This window comes from uncultured Gimesia sp. (assembly GCF_963976445.1).
Taxonomy (GTDB): domain Bacteria; phylum Planctomycetota; class Planctomycetia; order Planctomycetales; family Planctomycetaceae; genus Gimesia.
Genome location: NZ_CAXBKP010000005.1, coordinates 238,407 through 260,590 on the forward strand (window position 1 = coordinate 238,407; position 22,184 = coordinate 260,590).

Consider the following 22,184-nt stretch of genomic DNA (forward strand, 5'->3'; position numbering starts at 1 on the left):
GAATGTCATCCTGCAGGCTGTTCAATCGTTTTGAATTGACGCTCTATTATTTCTTTTTTTTGCGGCTTCGAGCCAGTGGCTGGTTCCATTGTTTCAACTGTTTTTTGATGTCATCCAGAGACATCGGCACAGGGGAGAGTTTGATTTGCGTCTCAATATCATAATGCTCGCTGGTTACTTTTTCGTCCAGACGATCAATTTCGTCTTCCAGATTTCGCATCCAGTCTGGCACGTCGATTCCCGAACCAATGGTCGAAGCCAGATAACGCTCGATTTCTTCCTGTAGAATGGAAAACGCAGCTGACTCTTCATTTCCGTTTTGTGCGTCTTTCATAGCGCGTGGCACCAGCGCCATCATTCGATTCACTGCCAGCGGTTTTACAAAACGCTCATTCAGATGATCTGAGATCAAAGGCAGATTGATTTTGTATGTTGATTCCGTCTGATGCAGTTTTTTGAGATGCTTTTTCGCCATCTCTTCTGAAGTCGCTTCAAAGACAGCTTCCCAGATCAAAGCCGATTCATTGCGGTCCTGTTGCGCGAGGACTTTGTGGGCGATCAACAATGGTACCATCTTCCAGTCATCGCGTTCGTAGGCCGCTTCGATTCTCAGGAAATCGAGCAGGCAGTAAAACATTTCACCGTAGTCTGACTGAGTAGTGGTGCTGTTGTATTCCACAAAACGGTCAAATTTATCGATCACCGATTCAAAAATGATTTTGAGGTTGGTTACCGCCTCTTCGATATCGAGTTTGCCTTCTTCCAGATCGGTCAGCAGTGCCATTGGTTGAGCCGGGTTCTGATACTCTGCCAGATAATCCAGATACTGTTCGATCCCGTTGTGCAGAATGGTTCGCAGGTTGCCTAGAGTTAGATATTGTGCATGAAACAGGTCGGCTCCATAGAGTTCGATGAACTGTTTGACTTCCTGCCAGACAAATTCCTGGTTCAAGGCTTCGGCGCTGGAAAGACGCATCGTGCGACTGTGTTTGAGCCATTGCTCGCGATATTTATCAACCAGTTGCTCAGCGATATCAATCAGTTCTTCGTCGTCCAGTTGCTCAGTTTCCCACGAATGCGAGGACCGAATAATAGCGGAGAGCGAGCTTCTGAGCGCCGTCCGAAATAACCGATCAAATTCACTGACGGCGATTCCTTCCGGTCGTGAATTGCGTTCCATGCGATAGGCTGTTTTCAACAACTGCCAGGTTTCACGCAGCATTCCCAGGTTGGGAAGCTGTGAAAGCAGAAAACGGAGAATCATTTGGAGCGACCGGACTTTTAAGACCACATTCGGTTTGCCTCCCTGGTCAATGGGAGTATACAGTAGCGGGGTTTCCGCGATGTTTCTTAAAAACGTGGGGAATTCTTTTTTGATCAGCTCGACATCACGTGTGAGCACGCCGCGATATATGGGAACCAGCAGACTTTCATTTTCTGAGAGTTTGGGTTCCGCTTCGTCTTGTGGAATCGTTGACAGCAACATCAAGCGTGCCGATCGACAATTAACCGTGGTGATGATGATGGCGTGCATCAAATAGTATTTTGTCTGGAGCTGCAGATCGTATTCGATATTCGAGTCGTGGTCGCCACTCGGTTTGGGAATCCGGTAGTTCCAGATAGAATTCAGCAGAACGACCAGTTCCTGCTGCAGGTGTACGGTGTGTTGAATCCAGCCTGCGATGGACTCCCGGGTTTCTTCATTCAATACCGCTGGTTTTTCTGAATTTTCGGAGGGAACGAGTTCTGTTTCACAGAAAAAGGCGGCTGACAATTGCCAGAGTTGCGAGAGTGTATTTAAGAATTTGAGCCGCGGTTCAAGTTGCCGATTGATCGATTCGATTTCCGTATTACTGGGAGAGAATCCAGAGTCCATCATCTCACCCTGGGTACCATCATCGGCACTGTCACGAAATGTCACGTTTTCATAGGCGGCACCAAACAGGGAATCTTCTTCGTCTGGTTCTTCCGGATCAATTTCAAATGGATCTTCAATTTCTTTTTCAGGAACTGGCAACACGGCGTCAAAGTTTGGAACTGACCAGTAATCGGCGGCGTTGGCTTCCAGGTAGTCAAACATTTTTCGAATCGAATGACTGTTAGCAGGAATCGCTTCAGGATCGGTGTTGGATGTTAACTGCCGCATCCATTGCAATAGGACGGCGTGAATCGAATACGGGCCTGACTCCAAGCCTGTCTGATCGACCTGGCTGAGCCACTGCATGATCAGTCCGATGGCGGCAACATGATCATGCTTTTGCAGAAGGGCATCAACGGTGAGTGCATAGGCTTTGGCTGATTCAAAACGGTCAACATGCTGTCGCCAGAAGGAAATATCTCCCACGGCTTCTCCGCCGCTCTTCCATTCGGTCAGAATCTGAGAAACATGCGCGGCTGATTCGAAGGAATCCTGCCCGTTCACGTGCGGCAGATCTTCTACTGTTGTTGTTGCGTAGCGATCCCATTTCTCGGCCAGCTTTTGAAATTGGTCGGAAATTTCCAGCTTCAGTTGATTATTACCTTGCGCGGCGGCTTCACTGAGCGTAGCGGAATAGGCGGAAAACGTTTCTTCCATCAGATCAAGCAGGACTTCGCTGCGCTGATCGGGGATACTGTCTTCGCGGGAAATGAACAGTGGGAATAATCCCTGAAATCCCAGAATATTCCAGGGATCAATCAAGGCACCGCATTCGATACCTCTGGTCAGATGGTCTTCAATTTCGGGAATTAGCTTCCAGGCCTGTTCCAGCTCATACCGTTCCAGATGCAGGTGGACCATCGTGATCCTCCATTGAATTTCACATTCAAATCGCACTGACGTACAAGGGATGACGGCTGCTTCGCAGCGGGCGGCTATGGAGAAACCCATCCTCGCATAAATGCGAGACAGCTGGCGATGCTGAACCTGTTGTGCTCCATAGCGGGCCAGGTGGAGATTCAGATAATGGCGGATATGCCCAAAAGGTTGCTGAGACTGTTTGGCTTCTTTGAGCAGCCGTTCGGCACGTTTGCCTGAAGCGGATGCCAGCAAACGATTGTAATAGTCGTCTCTCTGGCGGGCGACTTTGGGAAGTAGTGAAGTCAAACTGGTATCACTGGCGTGTGAATCCGGACCACAACCGCTGATGGAGGACGCCATCAACATAGTGCCACTCAGTACTGCAGCAGCGTCCTGTAAGCGTTCCTCAAGTGGGATGTCTTTATTTTCATCAATCCAGGCTAACAGCGAGTCGAGAATTAATCTGCGGATGACAAACCGGCGATAATACCCCTGATTATCAATGACGTGCGGGTCCCACTCGCCGAACATGTAGTTTGTGCGCTTGTTTACGGGGTGCAGGTGATCGTGTGCGCGGAGGTCGATGGCGATTTCATCCATCTTCTCCAAACTAAAGTAAGCCTGATGCAGCAGGTCATCGGGCGTGCTTTGCAATGTTTTGATTGTTTGTTCGATTAGCCGGTGGTAAGCGCCTGAAGCGACACCACTGTCCCTAAAGAAAACGGGCAGGGGCCGGAATTTCTCATGGGGATAAACCTGCATCTGTCGGCCATTTTCCAGAACGGCCACGGGACGGAAGCCGACGAAGTCGTTTAGTCGGTCAATCGTTCCCGAAATGATCTGTTGTGTCGATTCCCAAGGGCCTCCCTGTTCCAGTAGTGCTTCGAACAGCACCGCCAGAAAATAAGGCTGAATCAATTCCTGCTCTGTTACATGAAACAGCAGGTCGCGGTGATGCTGCCGGTATTGCGGCAGACATTCCTCAAACGCAATCCGGATCACATTTTCAGCCTGCTTGATTTCCTGAAAGGCAGGGGTGGTTCCTTCCAGTTCTTTTAAATGCGAATTTAACAGCAACTCGAGTGTTTGTGCGGTTGGCGGATGCTCCCATTCGGAAAAGAGCTGATTCCAGTTGAAGCGAAATTTGGGATCTGGCTTACCATTAGAGAAGTTTAGATACCCCAGGATTTCCCTCGTGATGTGCTTATCAACAGTGGGAAATGTGTCCTGGTCCGATTTTTTATTACGCGATGCAGTCATATTAGCAAACGTGGATGGTTGAATCAGATAATAGAAAAAGACGAGTGAATGATGTTACTCGTCTGCAGTAAAACAGGCTATTTCTTCCTTGAACAGTCCCAAAGGACCGAATCCCCGAATCAATTATTTTTTTTAGCGATCTGTGGTCAAAAATGCATCCCGTCTGTGATTTCTAACTGTAATTTTCTAAAGGGTTTATTGATAAATCTTGAGCAAACATTCTTCTGATGATTTCATGTATTTGCGAGGGTGTTCGTATGAGTACTCCAGGTTACTTCCTGCTTCTCAACCCGATGTGCAAGTTTTCTTCAACTCGGATGTCATTATATGACGATTATATCGAATATGCGTACGACTCAGGTGAGCTGTTATTGTGTGCCTTTCAATCAAAGGGATCAAGGCTGACATTGATAAACGGCGATAGGCGGGGGAATTTCCCTACCAGATTAGAAGCATCTTAAGTGGTGTACCCAGCGCTGATTTCACCAGAGACGGCTCTCAAGGAGCCAATTTTTTTGAGTTTGTGTATGCCAGATTCTGAATTGAACGACTGACAGAATACATGTGCCTTTAAGGATGTGAATAGACAGATGGAACACTTGGAATCACTACCGGAAAGTGAAAAAAAAGATCACTTGTTAAACTGGTCGAAAGCAGTTCTGAAGTCTCCACTTTTTTGGGGAGCCGCTGCCACATTTGGCTTTTATGCTCTGATTCCTTACCTTCCCGTGTATCAATCTCTCATTGATCGCTATTTTTGTAGCCATCCGCTGGAATATGCAACCGCGGCCCTGTTCTTCATTGGGATGTCCATCATTGGCGTGAAGGGCATGGGCATGTTCAGTCAGAAAAAGTCGTTGACTGAAACAAAAATTGACTGGGAAACGATCGGCGAAATTGAGAATCTCGATGATCGAATTGATGTCTTTTCAGATCAGGTCCAGTCCCTTTCCGGTTGGATTGGAGAGACCTATCTTGGTAAAAGACTTAAGGATACGGTTTCCTATGTGAAAAGCCGTCATTCCGTCAAAGATCTCGATGAGCATTTAAAGTATCTGGCTGAACTGGCAGCCGAGCAGGTGCATGCCAGTTATTCTCTCATCCGTACAATTACCTGGGCCGTTCCGATTATTGGGTTCCTCGGGACCGTGATCGGGATTACGATTGCCATTGCGAACGTGACTCCCGACCAACTGGATACTTCGCTTTCCGAAGTGACCGGCGGTCTGGCGGTTGCCTTTGATACGACGGCTCTGGCTTTGGGGCTGTCTTTGATTCTGGTCTTCTCCACCTTTATCGTGGAACGTATGGAGCAGAAACAACTGGAGCAGATCGAATTCTTCGGAATACAGAATATCGCATCCTGCATGAGTGTGTCAGAGAATTCAACCAGCCCACTGGAGTTAGCAGAAGCAGAAGCGGCACAACAGCTGGTACAGCGTACCGAAGAAATGATTCAGCGACAGACTGAGCTCTGGCAGCAAAATCTGGAAGGATTGCGAAGCCGCTGGGCGGAGGTGATGGAACGGCAGCAAGTCAATTTTGACGACTCTATGCAGGAAGGGATGTCGAATACGCTGGGGAATCATTCATCCCAGTTGGAATCGCTGCGAAACGAGTTCTTAACCGCTTATCAGTCAACGACGGAACAGATTGAATTGATGCTCACGCGTTGGCAGGATCAACACAAAGAATCGAACAGCAGCTTTTCAACACATCTGGCTCAGATCTGGAACGAGGTTCATCAGGATGTTATCTCGGCTCAATCCCGTCAGACATCACAGATCGAGCAGGCAACCAAAGAGATTGCCGGCGAAGTCAGACAGTGGAACCAGCAGTTAAAAGATACATCAGAAGTTTCCTCGCTGCAGATTGAAGCCTTGAACACACAGAGTGAAAATCTGTTGAAAATTGCAGGACAGGAAGAACATCTGGTGGGCTTACAGCAACGACTGACGGAAAATTTGGATGCTATTCGTGCGACGGAAACCTTTGAAGAAACATTGCACAGCTTAAGTGCCGCCGTCCATTTGCTTACGGCACGATCCAGTCGAAATAATGCTGCCTGAGATTAAAAAACGGACGTTGTGATTCTCATATTTTTTTCTGAACGAAGTGAAAATACCGGTTTGATTCATGAGCAGACAAGGTCGCGAAGCACGTTCGGTATCGCTATTTCCATTCTTAGCGGTTCTCATTTGTGCTATGGGAGCTTTAATATTCCTGCTGGTCGTCACAACGCGTCGCATCCGTCATCAAGCTCTCATGCAGGTGCAGACGGTGGTTGTGGAAGAAGTCGTCGAAGACGATCTCTATCCCCCGATCCTGTTTGCTGCTGAGGTTGTCGAGCCAGAACCGGCTGCACCGATCATCATCAAGGCCCAGGAACCAGAGCCCATGCCAGTGCCAGAGCCGAAAGTCATTAATCTGGCTTTGGAGAAGGAGGCACGGTTAAACGCATTGAATCGCGAGAAAGTAAAGAAACTCGCTGCGCTGAAATTACAGAATCAGAATTTAATCCGTTTGAAAACTGAATTGAGTCAATCGGAATCTGTTTTAACACAGAGCAAACAGCAGATTCAGTCACTGCTGCAAAAAGATTCGGAGCTCAGTCAGAAAATGGTTCAGCTGAAAGGTCAGAAGTTGCGCGTTGCGGAACTGCTTCAGGAAGAATTACTCACTCTACAGCAGAAAAAGCAGTCACAAAAGACGGCCCGCAGCAAGTATTCTGTGATTCCCTATGATGGCCAGACCGGCACGGCTAAACGGCCGATTTTAATTGAATGCACTGACAAAGGGCTGACCTTTCTGCCGGAAGGCATTACGTTAACGCCGGATGACCTCAAGGAATTTACGCCTGGGTACAATCCGTTACTGGCGGGGACACAGGCTTTATTTCAATACTGGAAAACAAAAGATCGACGCACCAATCAGGAACCTTATGTTTTGATTCTGGTCCGCCCCAGCGGAAGTGTGGGGTATTATGTCGCGCGAAAATTGTTGAACAATCTGGATCTGAATTCAGGTTATGAACTGATTGATGCTGACTGGGACTTCGAACTACCTGAAAAAGATCCGAACGCAGAACAGGTTTGTCAGGCTGCCATTGATCGTGTATTAAGCGAACGCAAAAATCTGGTTTCACAACTCCGGCAAAGCAGCCAGCCGGGACCGGGGGGCCGTCGATTGCAATTTGATGCGCGAACAGGCATGGTACGCGTTATTGAGCCTGAAGCAGAAGCAGGTACGGGAACAGGGGCTTCCCGTGGTTCAGGCCAGTTGGCAACGAGAAAGACGGGTAATGCTTTCAGTGGTTCTCGCTTCAGTGATGTCTTAACGCCTCGGCAGCAAATGGCACGGGCGGAGCATCTAAAAGGTGTTGCCGATCAAAATCATATTGTTTCTAACGAAGGTACAGGAAACAACGAATCCGAACAACACGGACAGGGACAGGGACAGGGAGCGGGCGCAGGAACAGAAAAGTCACAACAGCGGACAACGGGACGAAAAAATCTTCCCGGCAGCCGACAGGGAGCTGAGGTCTATGATCTGGCAGATTTGCAAGAACCGAAAGGCTGGAGCGGGGACAATAATTCGAGTATGAAACGGGCGAAAGTCATCGGACGTGAGCAACTCAAAGAAATGGCAAAACAACATCTTGTTCCTCTGGATAGAGCCCAAGCGAAACAGAGTACCGATGCCCGGGACTCGCAAGAGGCAGGAAAAGAAGATAGCGGATCGAATTCGGCTGCCTCACAGAATCGAATGGTTGAAAACCCCTTCCTTAAAAAGGGAACGCAATCCGGAACCGGCGGTTCGGAACAGCAGTCTCAGAATGCAGCATCTCAACCTCGTATGGAGCGGATTCCTCCTGGGAGATCTGCTTCCGGAGCAGGCAATTCCAGTTCGTTATCACTCAATCGCAGTAAACGCTCCGGCGCCTCTTCCACAATTGAATCCTCAAACAATAGTCGGTGGCAGCCTCCTCAGTCACGTTCTGGAATTGGCTTTGAAAGAGAAATTACTGTGCAGGTTGGCGCGGATCGAATCCTGGTAGGAGGCGAACAGGCAATTCGAGTTGATCAGGGAGTGACTCAGGAACGGTTATTGCAGTCGATGATCGTGGTGATGGATCAATATGTGGAATCCTGGGGACCTGCCCCCAAAGGGTTTTATTGGGTTCCCACAATTCAGTTTACCATCAGTCCCGGTGGCAATCAGTATTACGAACGGTTGAAATCTTCCGCTCAGAAAATGGGGCTGCAGACTGAGGCCAAATACACACTGGATCCTTTGCCGGTCTCTGCCTCACTCTCGTCCGGAAAGGAGCAGTAACATGAGCCGCCGCACACCTCAGGGGGAAGTTGGTTTTGGTTCGGATTCGTTTCTGGATATTGTTGCTAACATCGTCGGGATTTTGATCATCTTAATCGTGATTGCCGGCGTGCGCATGAGCCAGGCTCCCGTGTCCGTGGCAGAGAGTCAACCGGTTAGTCCATCTCAACCGGAAGTAATCGATGTCGATCTGGAAGCATTCCTTCCGAAGATTGAGCCAGAGCCGCCGTTACAGGAACCACCAGCATTGGTTTTGTCTCAGTTGGAGCCGAATCAGCTCGCGCCTCAGAAACCGAAAATTATTTACCAGCATCCATCGCCAGAATTATTGAGTGAATTGCAAAAACTCGAAGCAGAGCTGATCCGTCTGGATCAGGCGATGCAGAGCCGGAAAACCGGAGCGCAGGGTTTATTACAGCTAAAACAGGCTGTGAATGGCGAAGTGCAAACTCTGGTTTCTCAAATTACTCAGAAAAGTGATCGCTTGGAGGATGAGTATCAACAGTTGCTGGGGCTGGTCAAAGAGACCAAAGAAACCAAACAAGAGTTAGAACGGGTTGTTGCACAAGCCCGAAAAGTTTCTGCGCCAGAGCAACAGGTGAAACAGCTCAAGCATCGTTTAACTCCCGTCAGTCAACTGGTAACAGATAAGGAATGGCACTTTTTACTCTCGGAAAATCAAGTCTCTTATGTGCCGATCAACGAACTGCTGGGCGATTTGAAAGATCAGGTGATGAAACGAGGGAGCTGGCTTGCCAAGTATCGAGAGCATCATGGCAAGGTCGGTCCCATTCGTGGCTATATGATGAATTATGTGGTCGAACGCCAGGCACTCTCGGCCATAGATCAACTGAGAAATGGTGGAACCGGTGGATTTCGAGTTGGAGTGACCAAATGGGAAATTGATCGGAACGAGGATGTTGGTGGAGAAGGGCTGGAAACAGCACTCCAGATACAATCTCAGTTTTATCGCGCGTTAACAGATATCGGTTCCGGTTCCACGCTGACTTTCTGGGTTTACCCCGACAGTTTCGAACTATATCGCAGCTTACAGAAACATGCGCATTCTCTGGGGTATCAGGTTGCCGGACGCCCGTTGCCGTTTGGAGTACCGATTGCAGGCTCTCCTGCAGGAACCAGATCAGCCGGACAATAACGGCGCTTAATATAGCAGAGTTGCCAGCTTCCTGCGGTACGTACTTGTTAATGCCGACTGGGGGCCTAACAGGTCAAAGATGCGAAGTATGGTCGCTTTGGCTTCGACGCCGGCTCCCGCTTTATCTTGTTCGATAATCGAAAGACAAATCTCAAGCGCTTCCTCGTGTTTGTTCGAGATGGCCAGTGCATCGGCAAGTGCAATTTTCAGAGCAGGATTCTCAGGATCGGCTTCGAGAGCGGCTCGTGCTGCTTCTGTTCCTCCGGCTTCTGTTGCCGCTGCCTGCAATTCCAGCTGCGATTTGATCTGTTCAGCTTCCGGCTCCAGAAAACCGCGTGTTTCCAGTTCCTGAATGATTTGAGAACATTCATCAAATCGGGACAGTTTGGCCAGGACGGCTGCCATCCGTAATTTAATCACCTCATTCTTCGGATCCAGGTCTGCGGCTTCACGATACTTGACTTCAGCCGAGGCCGGATCTGATTCTTCCAGTAGCTGTCCTTCCTGCAGTAGCATCTCTACGGGGGAGGGAACGAGTCGCGTAATCCATTCTCGCAGTGATTCTTCCGGCAAGATACCTTGGAAATGATCAACGGGTTGACCATTCAGGAAGGCAACCACAGTGGGAATCGACTCCACACGAAACGCTGCTGCTAACCCTTGTTGTTCGTCGATATTAATTTTTGCCAGACGAATTTTTCCCTGGAATTCTTCGACTATCTTTTCCAGAAGTGGAGCCAGTTGCTGACAGGGACCACACCAAGGCGCCCAGAAATCAATCACAATCGGTGTCTGTTCCGATTGCTTAATGACTTCTGTTTCAAAGTTTTCTTCTGTGATATCAATAATCCATGCAGAGTTTGCTGACATGAGTAAGTTCCTTGGTTGTTGCACCGGTTTGTGTTGTCGTTTGGATAGTGAAGTATCAGGTTGAGGGGACTCTCAATTGGCAAATGGCCCATTGCCCAAAGTTTTCTTCCACTTCAATTTGTACGATTTCGATCTGGCTGGCGTCATGCGATCCTATCACAGACAGTAGTTGCTGGCCAATCCAATGCGCAATTAATTCAGCGGTCGTATTCGCAATCGGCAGCAAAATACAATCTTCTCTGGGGAAAACCCAGCGTCGGTCTTCAAATGTCGCCTGGATTTCGTTGTTCTCTTCTGCAACTTGAATCTTGGGATGTTGCGTCGGGAGTAAGACGCGGTGGTCGAGTGCGTCCACGGTTTTTTGTAACTGATCTCTTAAGGCAATGAAATCAAAGACATAGCCATTTTCGTCCAAAGGCCCCGTCAATTCGGCGGCGACCCTCCAGTTATGGCCGTGCAGTCGTTCGCAGGTATTACCGTTAAAAGTAATGAAGTGCGCAGCGCTGAAAACTAGATGGTCTTTGGTGACGCGTACCTTGTATTGTGGGTCTTGATTCATTGTAGATAATCGTTTTTCAATTCTGGTTGAAACTTTGAGGGAATCTGTTTGATTATTGTATCGATCTCCGGTGTCGGAATAAAACCATCCCGTAGTGCAACAAACAGGGCAGCCACAATCAAGTCGGCAGTTGTGCCAGGATTTCGCTGATTTCCGTTCTGACGTAACCACAGATCGAAGTTCGAGAGGCTTGGTGTGAACTCTTCTGCATCCAATACGGCTCTCGCGCGTGCGGCAGACTGTTTTGCTTCATTCGGACCGCATTTGCGTGCAATCAGGGTATCCGGAAAATCAGACATCAGCCGCAGCTGTAAGCGAATCACGGCTGATTCCCAGTCCGCACTTTTGCTCCAGAACTCTTGCAGTGCTGGTACTGCCGTTCCCAGTGTGATATGAAAATCGTTCGCGTATTCGCTGGCCACTGAATCGCGGTCCGCAGCCAGACACATGACGTCACGGAGTGTCCCCGTTGGCTCTGTCGCGACATCTTCTGATTCAGTTTTTCCCAGCCCTCCCGGTTTTGCAATCCGGATCGCTTCGTAGACTTCTCTGGCGTCCTGAATGGTTAACTGATCCAGCACCGCGTGAATCCCGGCGTCGATTGTTTGTTCACTGGGGACCGCTGCCAGCGGCGCCAGTAAAAGCACCATGCCGAGATTTGAATTACTGGGAATGACTTTCTGGGTCTCGCAGATGGATTCCCTGATGCTGGGGCCAACCTTGTCAGAAGTCGAGTGAGACAGGATGGGGGCTATTACCGCGGCCGACTTCAAAAAATCAGAGTAGGTTAAGTCTGGAAAAGCAGTTTCAGGGTGTACGTTTCCTGGTTTTCTGGCGGTTGCTTCCATCAGGCAAGCGAGGTAAACCCAGTGTTCGAGTTGTTGAATATTTTTGCTCATATGGCTCGGTTTGATTGATGGTCAGCAGAAATCTGCGTACAACAGTATGTAAAGAATCTAAATTATCCTGCTGGGGTTCTGTTGGGAGTTTTTAATTTTGCAGGATGGTCCCGGAGAAATGAAGTCTCCGGCAACTTGATCTGCCCAGGTAACAGGAATTGATTTATGAGCCCTTCTATCGAGCGACAGCAACTGCAAACCGTGCATATTGTGCCTTTGACCGCGTTTCATCAGAACGATCAACTCAATCTGGATGCGCAAGCAGCGCACACAGCCAAATTGTATGAAGCTGGGATGCGAGTTTATCTACCAGGCGCTGGTACGAGTGAATTCCATAGTCTGCGACCAGAAGAGATTGTGGAATTGGTAAAAGTAACCCGCGAAGTCACGGGGCCGGATACGTTGATTTTTGCTCCTATCGGGTATCAGGTGGGCATCGCTCGTCAGACCGCCATTGATTGCATTGAAGCGGGGGCCACAGGAATCATGTTTATGCCGTTTGCGCATCCCTATATGAGTGATCGGGGCGCGGAAGAATATTATCTGAGTGTGATGGACGCCGCTAATTGCCCGACCCTGTTCTACAAAAAAGCGGAGATTCCCAGTGATGCACTGTTGTTGGAATTAGCCGCTGATAAGCGATCGATTGGAGTGAAGTATTCGGTGAACCAGATGCATCAGTTCCGAACAACCGTAAGTGCTGACAAGCATGGCCTGGAATGGATTTGTGGTTCGGCAGAGCGCTTTGCCCCTTATTATATGCTGGCTGGTTCTGGTGGATTTACCAGTGGCGCAGGAAATGTTTGCCCGCATTTATCTTTGGCAATGCATGCCGCTTTTGTATCTGGCGCCTATGCAGAAGGGATGCGTATTCAACACCAGATTCTGCCGATTGAAGACTACCGGGCCAGAGCAGGGGACAGTTTCAATATCAGCATGTTAAAGTATGCGATTACTTTAACGGGAGCCGACTTTGGTCCTCCACGACCGCCGCAACGGACTCTGACTTCCGAACAGCAAGCAGAGATTCGCCAGTTGATGGAACCGATCCTGGAAACCGAAGCTGAGTTGGCGCAACAAAAAAGCCCCGCTTCGTAAAACGGGGCTTTTTGCTTTTATCATTAAACTAGGCAGTTGCCAAACGTTCTTCTTTTTCTTTCAGGCGGCGGGCAACCACTTCTTCCTGAATATTGCGGGGCACCTGGGCATAGCGAGCGAATTCCATGCTGAATCCGCCTTTACCCTGAGTCATCGAACGCAGTTCGTTGGCATAGTCAAACATACTTGCCAGCGGGACTTCTGCGATGAACACACTGGTTCCCAATCGAGTTTCCGAAGTGTTGATCACGCCTCGTTTTTGTGCAATATGACCGGAAACGGGTCCCTGATATTCTTCAGGCACTTCGACTTCCAATTTCATGATTGGCTCGAGCAGGGCCATATTCGATTTCTTCAATGCATCTCGCATACAGTTGAAACCGGCAACGTTAAACGCCATTTCCGAAGAGTCAACGTCATGGTAACTACCGTCAGAAAGTGTCGCTTTGACTCCCACCACTTCGCACTCGCAAAGCGGTCCTTTTACCAGAGCCCGTTGGAAACCTTTATCGACGGCAGGAATGTATTCCCGTGGAATACGTCCCTGACTGATATCATTGACGAATTCATAGGTTTCACCATCATTTTCAACAGGCATCGGTTCAACTTTTCCAACCACGTGAGCGTACTGACCGGAACCACCAGTCTGCTTTTTGTGTTTGTGATTGTATTCAACGGGAATCGTGGGTGTTTCGCGATAAGCCACACGTGGTTCACCAACGATACATTCCACTTTGTATTCACGTTTGATGCGTTCGATGTAAACATCGAGGTGCAACTGTCCCATTCCCGCGATGATGGTCTGATTGGTTTCATCATCTGTCATCACATGGAAGGTGGGATCTTCGCGATTGAAACGTTGGATTGCTTTTGCCAGACGGTCTGCACCATCCCGGTCGAGTGGTTCGATCGAAAGACGAATCACAGGCTCAGGGACAAAGATACTTTCCAGAGCAAAGTTGACGTCACTGCTACAGAACGTATCCCCTGAGGCACATTCCATCCCGACGGCAGCAATGATATCACCGGCTTCACCGCAATCGACGTCTTCGCGACTGTCAGCGTGCATACGTACCAATCGGCCGAAGCGGGTGGAATTCCCGGTTCGGGTATTGATATAGCTTTGGCCTTTTTCGATTTTACCCTGATAGATACGCATATAAGTCAATTGGCCGAATGTTTCATCGACAATCTTAAATGCCATCGAGACCAGTGGTTTGTCAGATGAGTGTGACAGTTTGGTTCGGAATGTTTCACTGTCCGTTTTTTCTGCACCTTCTTTGATTGCTTTCAGCTGCGCATCCAGATCGATGGCAGAGATTTCCCGGTCAAGCGGGCTGGGCAGGAATCGTACGACGGCGTCGAGCAGAGTCTGAACCCCTTTGTTTTTGAAAGCCGTTCCCATCATCACAGGGGTGATTTCATGAGAAAGTGTGGCATCACGGATGACCTTGCTAATTTCCTCAACGGGGATATCTGTCTCTTCCAGCAGGGCAACCATCAGGTCGTCGCTGAACATGGAGAGCGTTTCGAGCATCGCTGCATGGGCTTCTTCTGCAGCCGCTTTGAACTCCTCGGGAATCTCGCCGAAGACTTCTGTTTCGCCTTGTTCTCCCGTGTATGTGATTGCCTGCATGGTGATCAGATCAATGACACCTTCGAAGTGCGCACCTTCACCCATTGGAATCTGCAGCGGCAGAGGCACAACATGCAGTTTCTCTTCGATCTGTTTGATAACGCTAGCTGAGTCGGCACCGGTGCGGTCCATCTTATTGATGAACGCAATACGCGGAACGCCGTAGCGTTTCATTTGGCGGTCCACAGTGAGTGACTGGCTTTGTACGCCACCCACAGAGCAGAGAACCAATACAGCACCATCGAGAACGCGTAAACTACGTTCGACTTCTACTGTGAAGTCAACGTGGCCTGGCGTATCAATAATGTTGATCGTTGTGTCTTTCCAGGTCACCTGAGTTGCTGCTGAAGCAATCGTGATGCCTCGCTCGCGTTCCAGGTCCATACTATCCATTGTAGCGCCACCATCGCCGCCCCGAACTTCACGGACTTTGTGAATACGTCCTGAGTAGTACAGAACTCGCTCGGTAAGTGTGGTTTTACCAGAGTCAATGTGAGCCGAAATTCCAATGTTTCGATACTTGTCCAGATTTTTCATGGCTTTGATGCACGTTTACTTAGGATAACATGTTATGGATACAAAACGGACGGCAACGTACCGACCTTGTTAAAGAGCTCTATTCTTTTCGGAACTATTTGAGAAGAAACACTCAAGCTTTTACAGGGGGTAGGCCCTGCAAAATCGCATCACGCTACTGTTGTGATGGCTGACCCGGCAGGTTAAATAAACAAGGGATCACTAACATTTCGCAAGTAGACAATCTGAGCGTTAGGTGTGAGCGTAGAATCTTATCGTTGTATCGTCTTGGGGGGAAGAGGATTTTTGGTTAAATTCCGAAAACTCGTTGATTAATTGCGCATTCATTTTAAACAAAACAGTTTGCAATGAAAAGCAAAAAGAGACAGGGAGAGACTTTCGAAAGCCTCTCCCTGTTTTTAAATGTTGACTATAAATAGTCTTATGCTTTTTCATCCAGGACTGCTTGAGCAGCAGCCAGTCGCGCGATTGGTACGCGGAAAGGAGAGCAGCTCACGTAATCCAGTCCCAGTTCGTGGCAGAAGATCACACTGGCAGGATCACCACCGTGTTCACCACAAATGCCGATTTTGAGTTCGGATCGGGTGCTACGACCACGTTCGACACCTGTCTGCATGAGACGTCCTACCCCATCCTGGTCAATAGTCTGGAAGGGGTCGGAAGGAATAATGTCGTTTTCGCGATAATGGCCGATGAAGGTACCATAGTCGTCACGGCTCATTCCGAGTGTGGTCTGGGTCAGGTCATTCGTACCGAAGCTGAAGAACTCAGCAGTTTCGGCAATCTGGTCTGCACAGATCGCAGCACGGGGGAGTTCCACCATGGTTCCGACCAGATAATTGACTTTGATGCCTTTCTCTTCGAGCACTTTTTCTGCTTCAGCGCGAATGATGGCTGCCTGATTGTCGAATTCGGTTTTGAATCCAGCCAGAGGAACCATGATTTCGGGATAGACTTCGATGCCTTCTTTTTGAACGTCGCAGGCGGCTTCCATGATGGCACGTGCCTGCATCGCTGTGATTTCCGGATATACAATACCCAGGCGGCAACCACGATGACCGAGCATCGGATTCAGCTCATGCAGTTCTTCGACACGACGGCGAATATATTCAACGTCGACGCCGAGTTCATTGGCCAGTTCTTCACCCAGTGTGGGGTTTTCTTCCAAGTGACGGTCTGAAAGGAACTCGTGCAATGGAGGGTCTAACAGGCGAATCGTCACCGGTAGACCATTCATGGCGCGGAAGATTCCTGAGAAATCTTCTCGTTGGAATGGCAACAGTTTGTTGACGGCTTTCGTGCGGGATTCGACATCGCCGGCAGCAATCATTTCACGGATTTCTGCCAGGTGATGGAAGAACATATGCTCGGTTCGGCAGAGCCCGATGCCCTCAGCACCAAAGGAAATTGCTTCCTCAGCCTGATCGGGTTGATCCGCATTCGTTCGAACTTTCAATTTGCGGATATCGTCAACCCAGTTCATCAGCTGCTCATAACGTTGATAGGTTTCTGAATCTTCCGGTTTAATCGTTTTGGAAATCAGCACTTCCACAATTTCACTTGGTTTCGTTTCCACTTTACCGGCGAAGACTTCACCGGTGAAACCATCGATGCTGATCCAGTCCCCGGTTTTGAGAACCTTGTCGCCAGCAATAATCGTTCCTGCGGCGGAATCAATTTTCAGTTCCGAAGCGCCTACGATACAGGCTTTCCCCATCTGGCGGCTGACGAGGGCAGCATGGGAACTGGCACCACCCAAGGCGGTCAGAATTCCCTTGGAGACACGCATACCACGCAGGTCTTCAGGGCTGGTTTCACGACGAACCAGAACCAGCTGGGCTGAGTTGTCTTGATTGTAGATCGCTTCTGCTTCTTCTGCACTGAAGCAGATATGACCGCAGGCAGCACCCGGACCAGCGTTGATCCCTTTGGTAAGCAGGTTACCTTCTTTGGCGGCTTTTTCTTTTTCAGCGGGATCAAAAATTGGCTGAAGCAACTGGTTCAAGTCGTCTGCAGGAATACGTTTTTTTGTAATGGCCTGTTCTTTGCTGACCAGACCTTCGTTGACCATATCGACGGCGATGCGGACAGCTGCGAAACCGGTACGTTTTGCATTACGTGTCTGCAGCATCCAGACTTTACCACGTTGAATGGTGAATTCGATATCCTGAACATCTTTGTAATGCTGTTCCAGCTTACGACCGATATCGTCGAGCTGCTTATAGCCTTCAGGCAGGTCGCTGCTCAGAGTCGACTCGATCTGCTTGGGAGTACGAATTCCAGCAACCACGTCTTCACCCTGGGCGTTGATCAGGTAGTCACCACAAAATCCGGGTTCTCCGGTGGAGCAGTTGCGAGTCAGGCCAACACCAGTGGCACAATCGTCTCCCAGGTTTCCGTAGACCATAGCTTGTACGTTGCAGGCAGTACCCCAGTTGTGAGGAATACCATAGTCACGTCGGTAAACGACAGCGCGGTCATTATCCCAACTGCTGAAGACAGCGCCGATGGCGCCCCAGATCTGCTGTTTTGGATCGGTGGGGAAGTCGTCTCCGGTTCCCTCTTTGATCAGTTTTTTGAATTCGGCGACCAGTTCTTTTAACTGTTCGGCATTCAGTTCAGAATCGTATTCAACTCCGGCTGCTTCTCGTTTGGCTTCCAGGGCGTGCTCGAATGGATCTTCGTCGGCACCTTTCATACCCATTACCACTTCGCCATACATCTGTACGAAGCGACGATAGCTGTCCCAGGCAAATGCTTCATTGCCGGACTGCTTAGCCAATGCCTGGACAGTGGTGTCATTCAGACCAATGTTCAAGACCGTATCCATCATACCAGGCATGGATTCACGTGCCCCGGAACGGCAGGAGACCAGCAGCGGGTTGGTGTCACAACCGAATTTGGCGCCCATGGCTTCTTCCACTTTGGCCAGTGCTTCTTCGACCTGTGCCTCAACACCTTCCGGGTAATTTCCCTTTGTCTTGCTGTAGTTGATGCAAACTTCTGTGTTCAAAGTGAAGCCGGCTGGTACGGGAAGGCCGATATTAATCATCTCTGCCAGGTTCGCTCCTTTACCCCCCAGGGTATTGCGCAATGTGGCGTCGCCATCTGCATTTCCAGCACCGAAGAAGTACACATACTTTTGACCTGACATACTTAATTCCTCTTAATGTTAATCGATTAGACCTTCGGTTCCTTCACGCAAAGAAACCGGTTACTAACCAGTACATATCTATTGTTTTAAGAAGCTTAATGCTTCCCTGTTAAGATGCGGGGTTGAAGTTCAACCCACTCTCATGCTTATATCCGGAACTCGCGGCTGCTGGTAAAAAGACCTTACCAATTGCAGTTTGCCTTCAGGAAGGCAGTTTGTATTTGGCGGTTGATATCCCGTTGACCGGATAAGACTTGGGTCCCTGCAGGATTGTTATTCAATCTGTTAAATTACGATTGAAATCCTGTACGTTAAGCCATCGGTTTGCAGCATATTTACTAGGGACACTACCATTGCTCAGTCTCACCGTCAAGCGTCTGGCGGTTATCGAGTTCAAGGGCCTGAGATTTCGTCAGAATCGGCCGTTAACCTGACCGAAACAGGAGCCCGAAACAGAGTTTAATTCGATCTGAATGATTTAGCATGGAAATTGCCTGAGGCTGTGATAACATGAGCGGAAGGGCTCAAAATTCCCGTTGACTTTGCACATCTCTTAAAATCACAATAAACTTCGTATGAGTAATTACTTACGTGTATTTATGTCTTGTTACAGGCTGCACCCATGATAGCGCGATTGATTCCGGTGAATGGCGGCCAGCCTATTTTGATTACCAGGGATGTGTCTGTTGTAGGTCGAAAATCAGACTTATGTGACATTCAGATCGACAAGAATAGCATTTCTAAGATTCATTGTGTGATTATCAAAACCGATGGTCTGCTGTTTGTTCGTGATCTCTGCAGTACAAATGGAACGCGCGTGAATGGTCAGAAAATCATACGTGGTGCTTTATTGCCGGGGGATGAGCTCTCTCTGGCTTCAATGAAATTTGAAGTCGAATTATCAGGAGACCCTAAAGAAGAAGATGAGGAAGTGGCAGAAGCTCATCAAAGAACGGAAATGCTAACGGCATTTAACCTGGAGCTCGAAGGAAAAGAAGAGCACCTCGATTCGGATAGTGGCAGCGAAATTAAACTGGTTTCGGAATAATTGTTCCAAACACGTCATCTTTAACTGGCCAGCTGTAATGTCAGTTCTTCTTCATTGAGTGAAACGATGGCAATTCCGAGCTTGTCAGCAAGGTCCGCGACTTCTTGCTGGTCGATCATAATCGTCTGGTTACTTTCGATGGCTAGAACACGACCTCCCGCTTCATGCATGGTTTGCAGAGTTTTGATACCAACGGTGGGAACATCAAACCGGCGGTCCTGTTGTGGTTTGGCCACTTTGACGACAGTAAATCCACCCCGTTTACAGAGTTGGCCAGCTCGCTGAATAGCCCGATCCGTACCTTCAATCGCTTCGACTGCGATGACCGCTTTGTCATTGATGACGATACTTTGTCCGATATCCAGTTGTCCCATCTGTTTGGCGATATCCCAGCCCATTTTGATATCTTCCCATTGAGATTGATTGGGACGTCTTTTGGTCAGGAATCCATGTTTCACGAGTAACTCCGGGCAATAATCCAAGGCAGATTCAAAGAACAGATTGTCGCGCTCAAACTCTTTGATCACGGCCAGCAACAGGGTATCGTCTTTTCGATCTTTTTTCGCGTACCGATACCACATATGTAATGTGCGAAGATCCGGTAATAATTTAAAAATTCGAAATGGGCTGAATAAGACCGTCTTCTCAATTTTGCCAGCCATCACAATCCGTTTTACATTTTCGCGCTGAAAGAGTTTGATCGCTCTGCCGATGCGCGCTAACGGAATCCAGTGGAAGGTATCACAGACATCTAATAATTCTTCGCTGGCCATCCCAAAGATACCCAGACAGCAGACGGAATATCCCTGCTGCCGGGCTTGTTCCGCGAAAATAATCGGAAACCGGCCTGCTCCGGCTAAGAGACCGATTTGTCGGTGAGGATTCTTGTTGGTCGTTTGCAATGCGTTCATCGATAACTACAGTTTTTTTACTATCAAGAATAGGGACAGTTTCAGGTCAGCGCTGATTCATCGTTGTTGTTGTGCGTTTCCAGTTCTTTAAATTGTCGGGTCAGTTCTTTGATCTGGTGTTCCAGTTCACGAATCTGTTTTCGCATTTCGGGAACTTTTCGCAGGGACATTACAATTTTAAATTGCTCTTTTTCCGGAGCGGCGGGGGTCCCGATATAAACTTCTCCAGGGGGAACGTCGCGATGCACTCCAGCTCGTGCGCCCAGTGTTGACTGGTCTCCGAGATGCACGTGGTCTGCAATGCCGACCTGGCCTGCACAACGGACATAGTCACCAGTTGTAATCGAACCCGCGAACCCGACTTGGGACGCGAATGCATTGTGCTTTCCAATTTCACAGTTGTGGGCAATCATGACTTGATTATCAATTTTGGTTCCTTCACCGATTACGGTGGCACCGATCATGCCCCGATCAATGGTCGTTCCTGCGCCGATCTCAACATCGTCTTCAATCCGCACGCTTCCCAAGTGCGGTATTTTGACAAACCGACCTTGTTCGAAACGATAACCAAAACCATCACAGCCGAGCACGGCGGATGCATGTATCAGGGCGCGATTGGCGATTTTTACATCGGGGTATAATACCGCATTGGCGTGAATGGTAACATCATCGCCCAGTACACAGTCATCACCAATATAAACACCAGGATAAATCCGACAGTTGTTTCCGATTTGGACTCCCGGACGAATTGTGACCCGGGGAAAGATGTGACAGTTCTCGCCGATAGTTACTTCCTCGCTGATCTCTGCCTGAGGAGAAATTCCCACTTCGGGCAGTGAACGCTGGGGACGCAGTTTTTGGAATATTTTAATAAATGCTGCTTGCGCATCTTCGACAGTCAGGGAGGTAATAGGGGCTGACTCATATGTTTTTTGAAACGACTCTTCCAGTCGTTTATCAACAATCACGGCACCAGCGTTACTTGATTTCAGTCTTTTTAGATTGAGCTCATCGCCGACAAATGTAATGTCATGGGGACCTGCTTTGAGAACAGATTCAGCGCCATGGATTTCCAGCCTTTGATTGCCTTGGGCTGGGCAATTCAGCTCTTGAGCGATCCACTCGACAGTCGTCGACATCAAGGAGTCCTTTCCAAAAGATGCACGTTTTTAAATTTGATTGTTCAAACAAACAGCGGGGGAAGAGGAGCTCACCTTCCTGGTGGTCACTGTGATTCGATCCCCCCAATTTGCTGATAAGACTGTTTTTTACCTGATAAAGCAAAAGTAACGCAAGACCATTTTTTAAAACAGCGAATCCTCTTGTTCTGGATACTTATTTTGTTAAGTAGTAATACTCATTGCAGTTAAACTTTACTGCCCAGCGCGGAACGGGTCAGAATTCGGGAATGCGACTAGTAGCGAACAGCCGATGAATTCGTTAGGATGTGCTTTTGATTGATAAAAGTCATTTCTGGTTATCGAGATCATATTGTCTACTTTTGAGCAGGTAACCAGGTTGATAACGAACTTTTAGATGCATGGTATTTGCAATGTCGGTACGTGGAATTCGTGGTGCAACAACGGTGACTCAGGATGTTTCTGCAGAAGTTTTATCTGCGACGCGTGAGTTGCTTGAGCAACTTCTTAAAGCAAATCAGATCGAAAACTACGAAGATATCGTATCTGTTTTTTTTACGACGACTCCCGATTTGGTCTCGGCATTTCCAGCTGAAGCAGCCCGCGACCTTGGCATGAAGTCCGTTCCGTTGATTTGTGCGTCAGAAATTGCGGTCAAGGGAGCGATGCCACGCTGTATTCGGGTAATGATTCATGTGAATTCAGACCAAAAACAGTCGGAAGTTGTGCATGTGTATTTGAATGAAGCACAAAAACTGAGGCCGGATGTTGCATCAGCTCAGTGAGAGGTTCTGCCAGAAAGT

The 22,184-nt window shown here is 48.6% G+C and carries 14 protein-coding genes; 6 read left to right on the forward strand and 8 right to left on the reverse strand.

Annotation, left to right across the window (positions count from 1 at the left end):
- Positions 1-46: 46 nt before the first annotated feature.
- On the reverse strand, positions 47-4,039 hold the full coding sequence (locus AAC022_RS08090; protein ID WP_339729923.1) for a hypothetical protein: 3,993 nt from the start codon (positions 4,037-4,039) through the stop codon (positions 47-49).
- A gap of 590 nt (positions 4,040-4,629) precedes the next feature.
- On the opposite strand from AAC022_RS08090, the gene AAC022_RS08095 reads away from it, so the two are divergent.
- The 3 genes from AAC022_RS08095 (at position 4,630) to AAC022_RS08105 (ending at position 9,530) form a co-directional block, all read left to right on the forward strand.
- Complete coding sequence (locus tag AAC022_RS08095; protein ID WP_339729926.1) at positions 4,630-6,108, forward strand: MotA/TolQ/ExbB proton channel family protein; 1,479 nt, start codon at positions 4,630-4,632, stop codon at positions 6,106-6,108.
- Between the two features lie 67 nt (positions 6,109-6,175).
- On the forward strand, positions 6,176-8,374 hold the full coding sequence (locus tag AAC022_RS08100) for a hypothetical protein (protein WP_339729929.1): 2,199 nt from the start codon (positions 6,176-6,178) through the stop codon (positions 8,372-8,374).
- Between the two features lies 1 nt (position 8,375).
- Positions 8,376-9,530, forward strand: a complete 1,155-nt coding sequence (locus tag AAC022_RS08105; RefSeq protein WP_339729932.1) for a hypothetical protein — start codon at positions 8,376-8,378, stop codon at positions 9,528-9,530.
- Between the two features lie 6 nt (positions 9,531-9,536).
- On the opposite strand, the gene trxA is transcribed toward AAC022_RS08105, so the two are convergent.
- Genes trxA through AAC022_RS08120 form a run of 3 tightly spaced genes read right to left on the reverse strand, consistent with a single transcriptional unit; the run spans position 9,537 to position 11,858 of the window.
- Positions 9,537-10,400 carry a thioredoxin gene (gene trxA, locus AAC022_RS08110; protein ID WP_339729935.1) on the reverse strand — a complete coding sequence of 288 codons (864 nt, stop codon included), beginning with the start codon at positions 10,398-10,400 and terminating at the stop codon, positions 9,537-9,539.
- A 55-nt stretch (positions 10,401-10,455) separates the two neighbouring features.
- Positions 10,456-10,959 (reverse strand): 6-pyruvoyl tetrahydropterin synthase family protein, encoded by a 504-nt coding sequence (locus tag AAC022_RS08115; protein WP_339729937.1) that lies wholly within the window; start codon positions 10,957-10,959, stop codon positions 10,456-10,458.
- The gene (locus AAC022_RS08120; protein WP_339729940.1) at positions 10,956-11,858 is read right to left on the reverse strand and encodes a triphosphoribosyl-dephospho-CoA synthase; all 903 of its coding nucleotides are present in this window, start codon (positions 11,856-11,858) and stop codon (positions 10,956-10,958) included. Before AAC022_RS08120 ends, AAC022_RS08115 begins: the two co-directional genes overlap by 4 nt.
- A 165-nt stretch (positions 11,859-12,023) precedes the next feature.
- Here AAC022_RS08120 and AAC022_RS08125 point away from each other — a divergent pair, with 165 nt between their 5' ends.
- Positions 12,024-12,956, forward strand: coding sequence for a dihydrodipicolinate synthase family protein (locus tag AAC022_RS08125; RefSeq protein WP_339729941.1), 933 nt, complete (start codon positions 12,024-12,026; stop codon positions 12,954-12,956).
- Positions 12,957-12,984: 28 nt separating this feature from the next.
- Here the strand turns inward: AAC022_RS08125 and fusA are convergent, their stop codons facing one another.
- Complete coding sequence (gene fusA / locus AAC022_RS08130) at positions 12,985-15,129, reverse strand: elongation factor G (protein WP_339729943.1); 2,145 nt, start codon at positions 15,127-15,129, stop codon at positions 12,985-12,987.
- 421 nt (positions 15,130-15,550) lie between these two features.
- Complete coding sequence (gene ppdK / locus AAC022_RS08135; RefSeq protein ID WP_339729946.1) at positions 15,551-18,283, reverse strand: pyruvate, phosphate dikinase; 2,733 nt, start codon at positions 18,281-18,283, stop codon at positions 15,551-15,553.
- Positions 18,284-18,905: 622 nt separating this feature from the next.
- Here ppdK and AAC022_RS08140 point away from each other — a divergent pair.
- Positions 18,906-19,331, forward strand: a complete 426-nt coding sequence (locus tag AAC022_RS08140; protein ID WP_339729949.1) for an FHA domain-containing protein — start codon at positions 18,906-18,908, stop codon at positions 19,329-19,331.
- Positions 19,332-19,351: 20 nt separating this feature from the next.
- On the opposite strand, the gene lpxI is transcribed toward AAC022_RS08140, so the two are convergent.
- Together lpxI and lpxD are read right to left on the reverse strand one after the other, a co-directional pair.
- Complete coding sequence (gene lpxI, locus AAC022_RS08145) at positions 19,352-20,242, reverse strand: UDP-2,3-diacylglucosamine diphosphatase LpxI (protein ID WP_339729952.1); 891 nt, start codon at positions 20,240-20,242, stop codon at positions 19,352-19,354.
- A 41-nt stretch (positions 20,243-20,283) separates the two neighbouring features.
- A complete protein-coding gene (lpxD, locus tag AAC022_RS08150) occupies positions 20,284-21,381 on the reverse strand; it encodes a UDP-3-O-(3-hydroxymyristoyl)glucosamine N-acyltransferase (protein ID WP_339729956.1) in 1,098 nt (365 codons plus the stop codon).
- A gap of 413 nt (positions 21,382-21,794) precedes the next feature.
- Here lpxD and aroH point away from each other — a divergent pair, with 413 nt between their 5' ends.
- Positions 21,795-22,166: a chorismate mutase gene (gene aroH / locus AAC022_RS08155; protein ID WP_339729958.1), complete on the forward strand. Its 372-nt coding sequence runs from the start codon at positions 21,795-21,797 to the stop codon at positions 22,164-22,166.
- Positions 22,167-22,184: the final 18 nt, after the last annotated feature.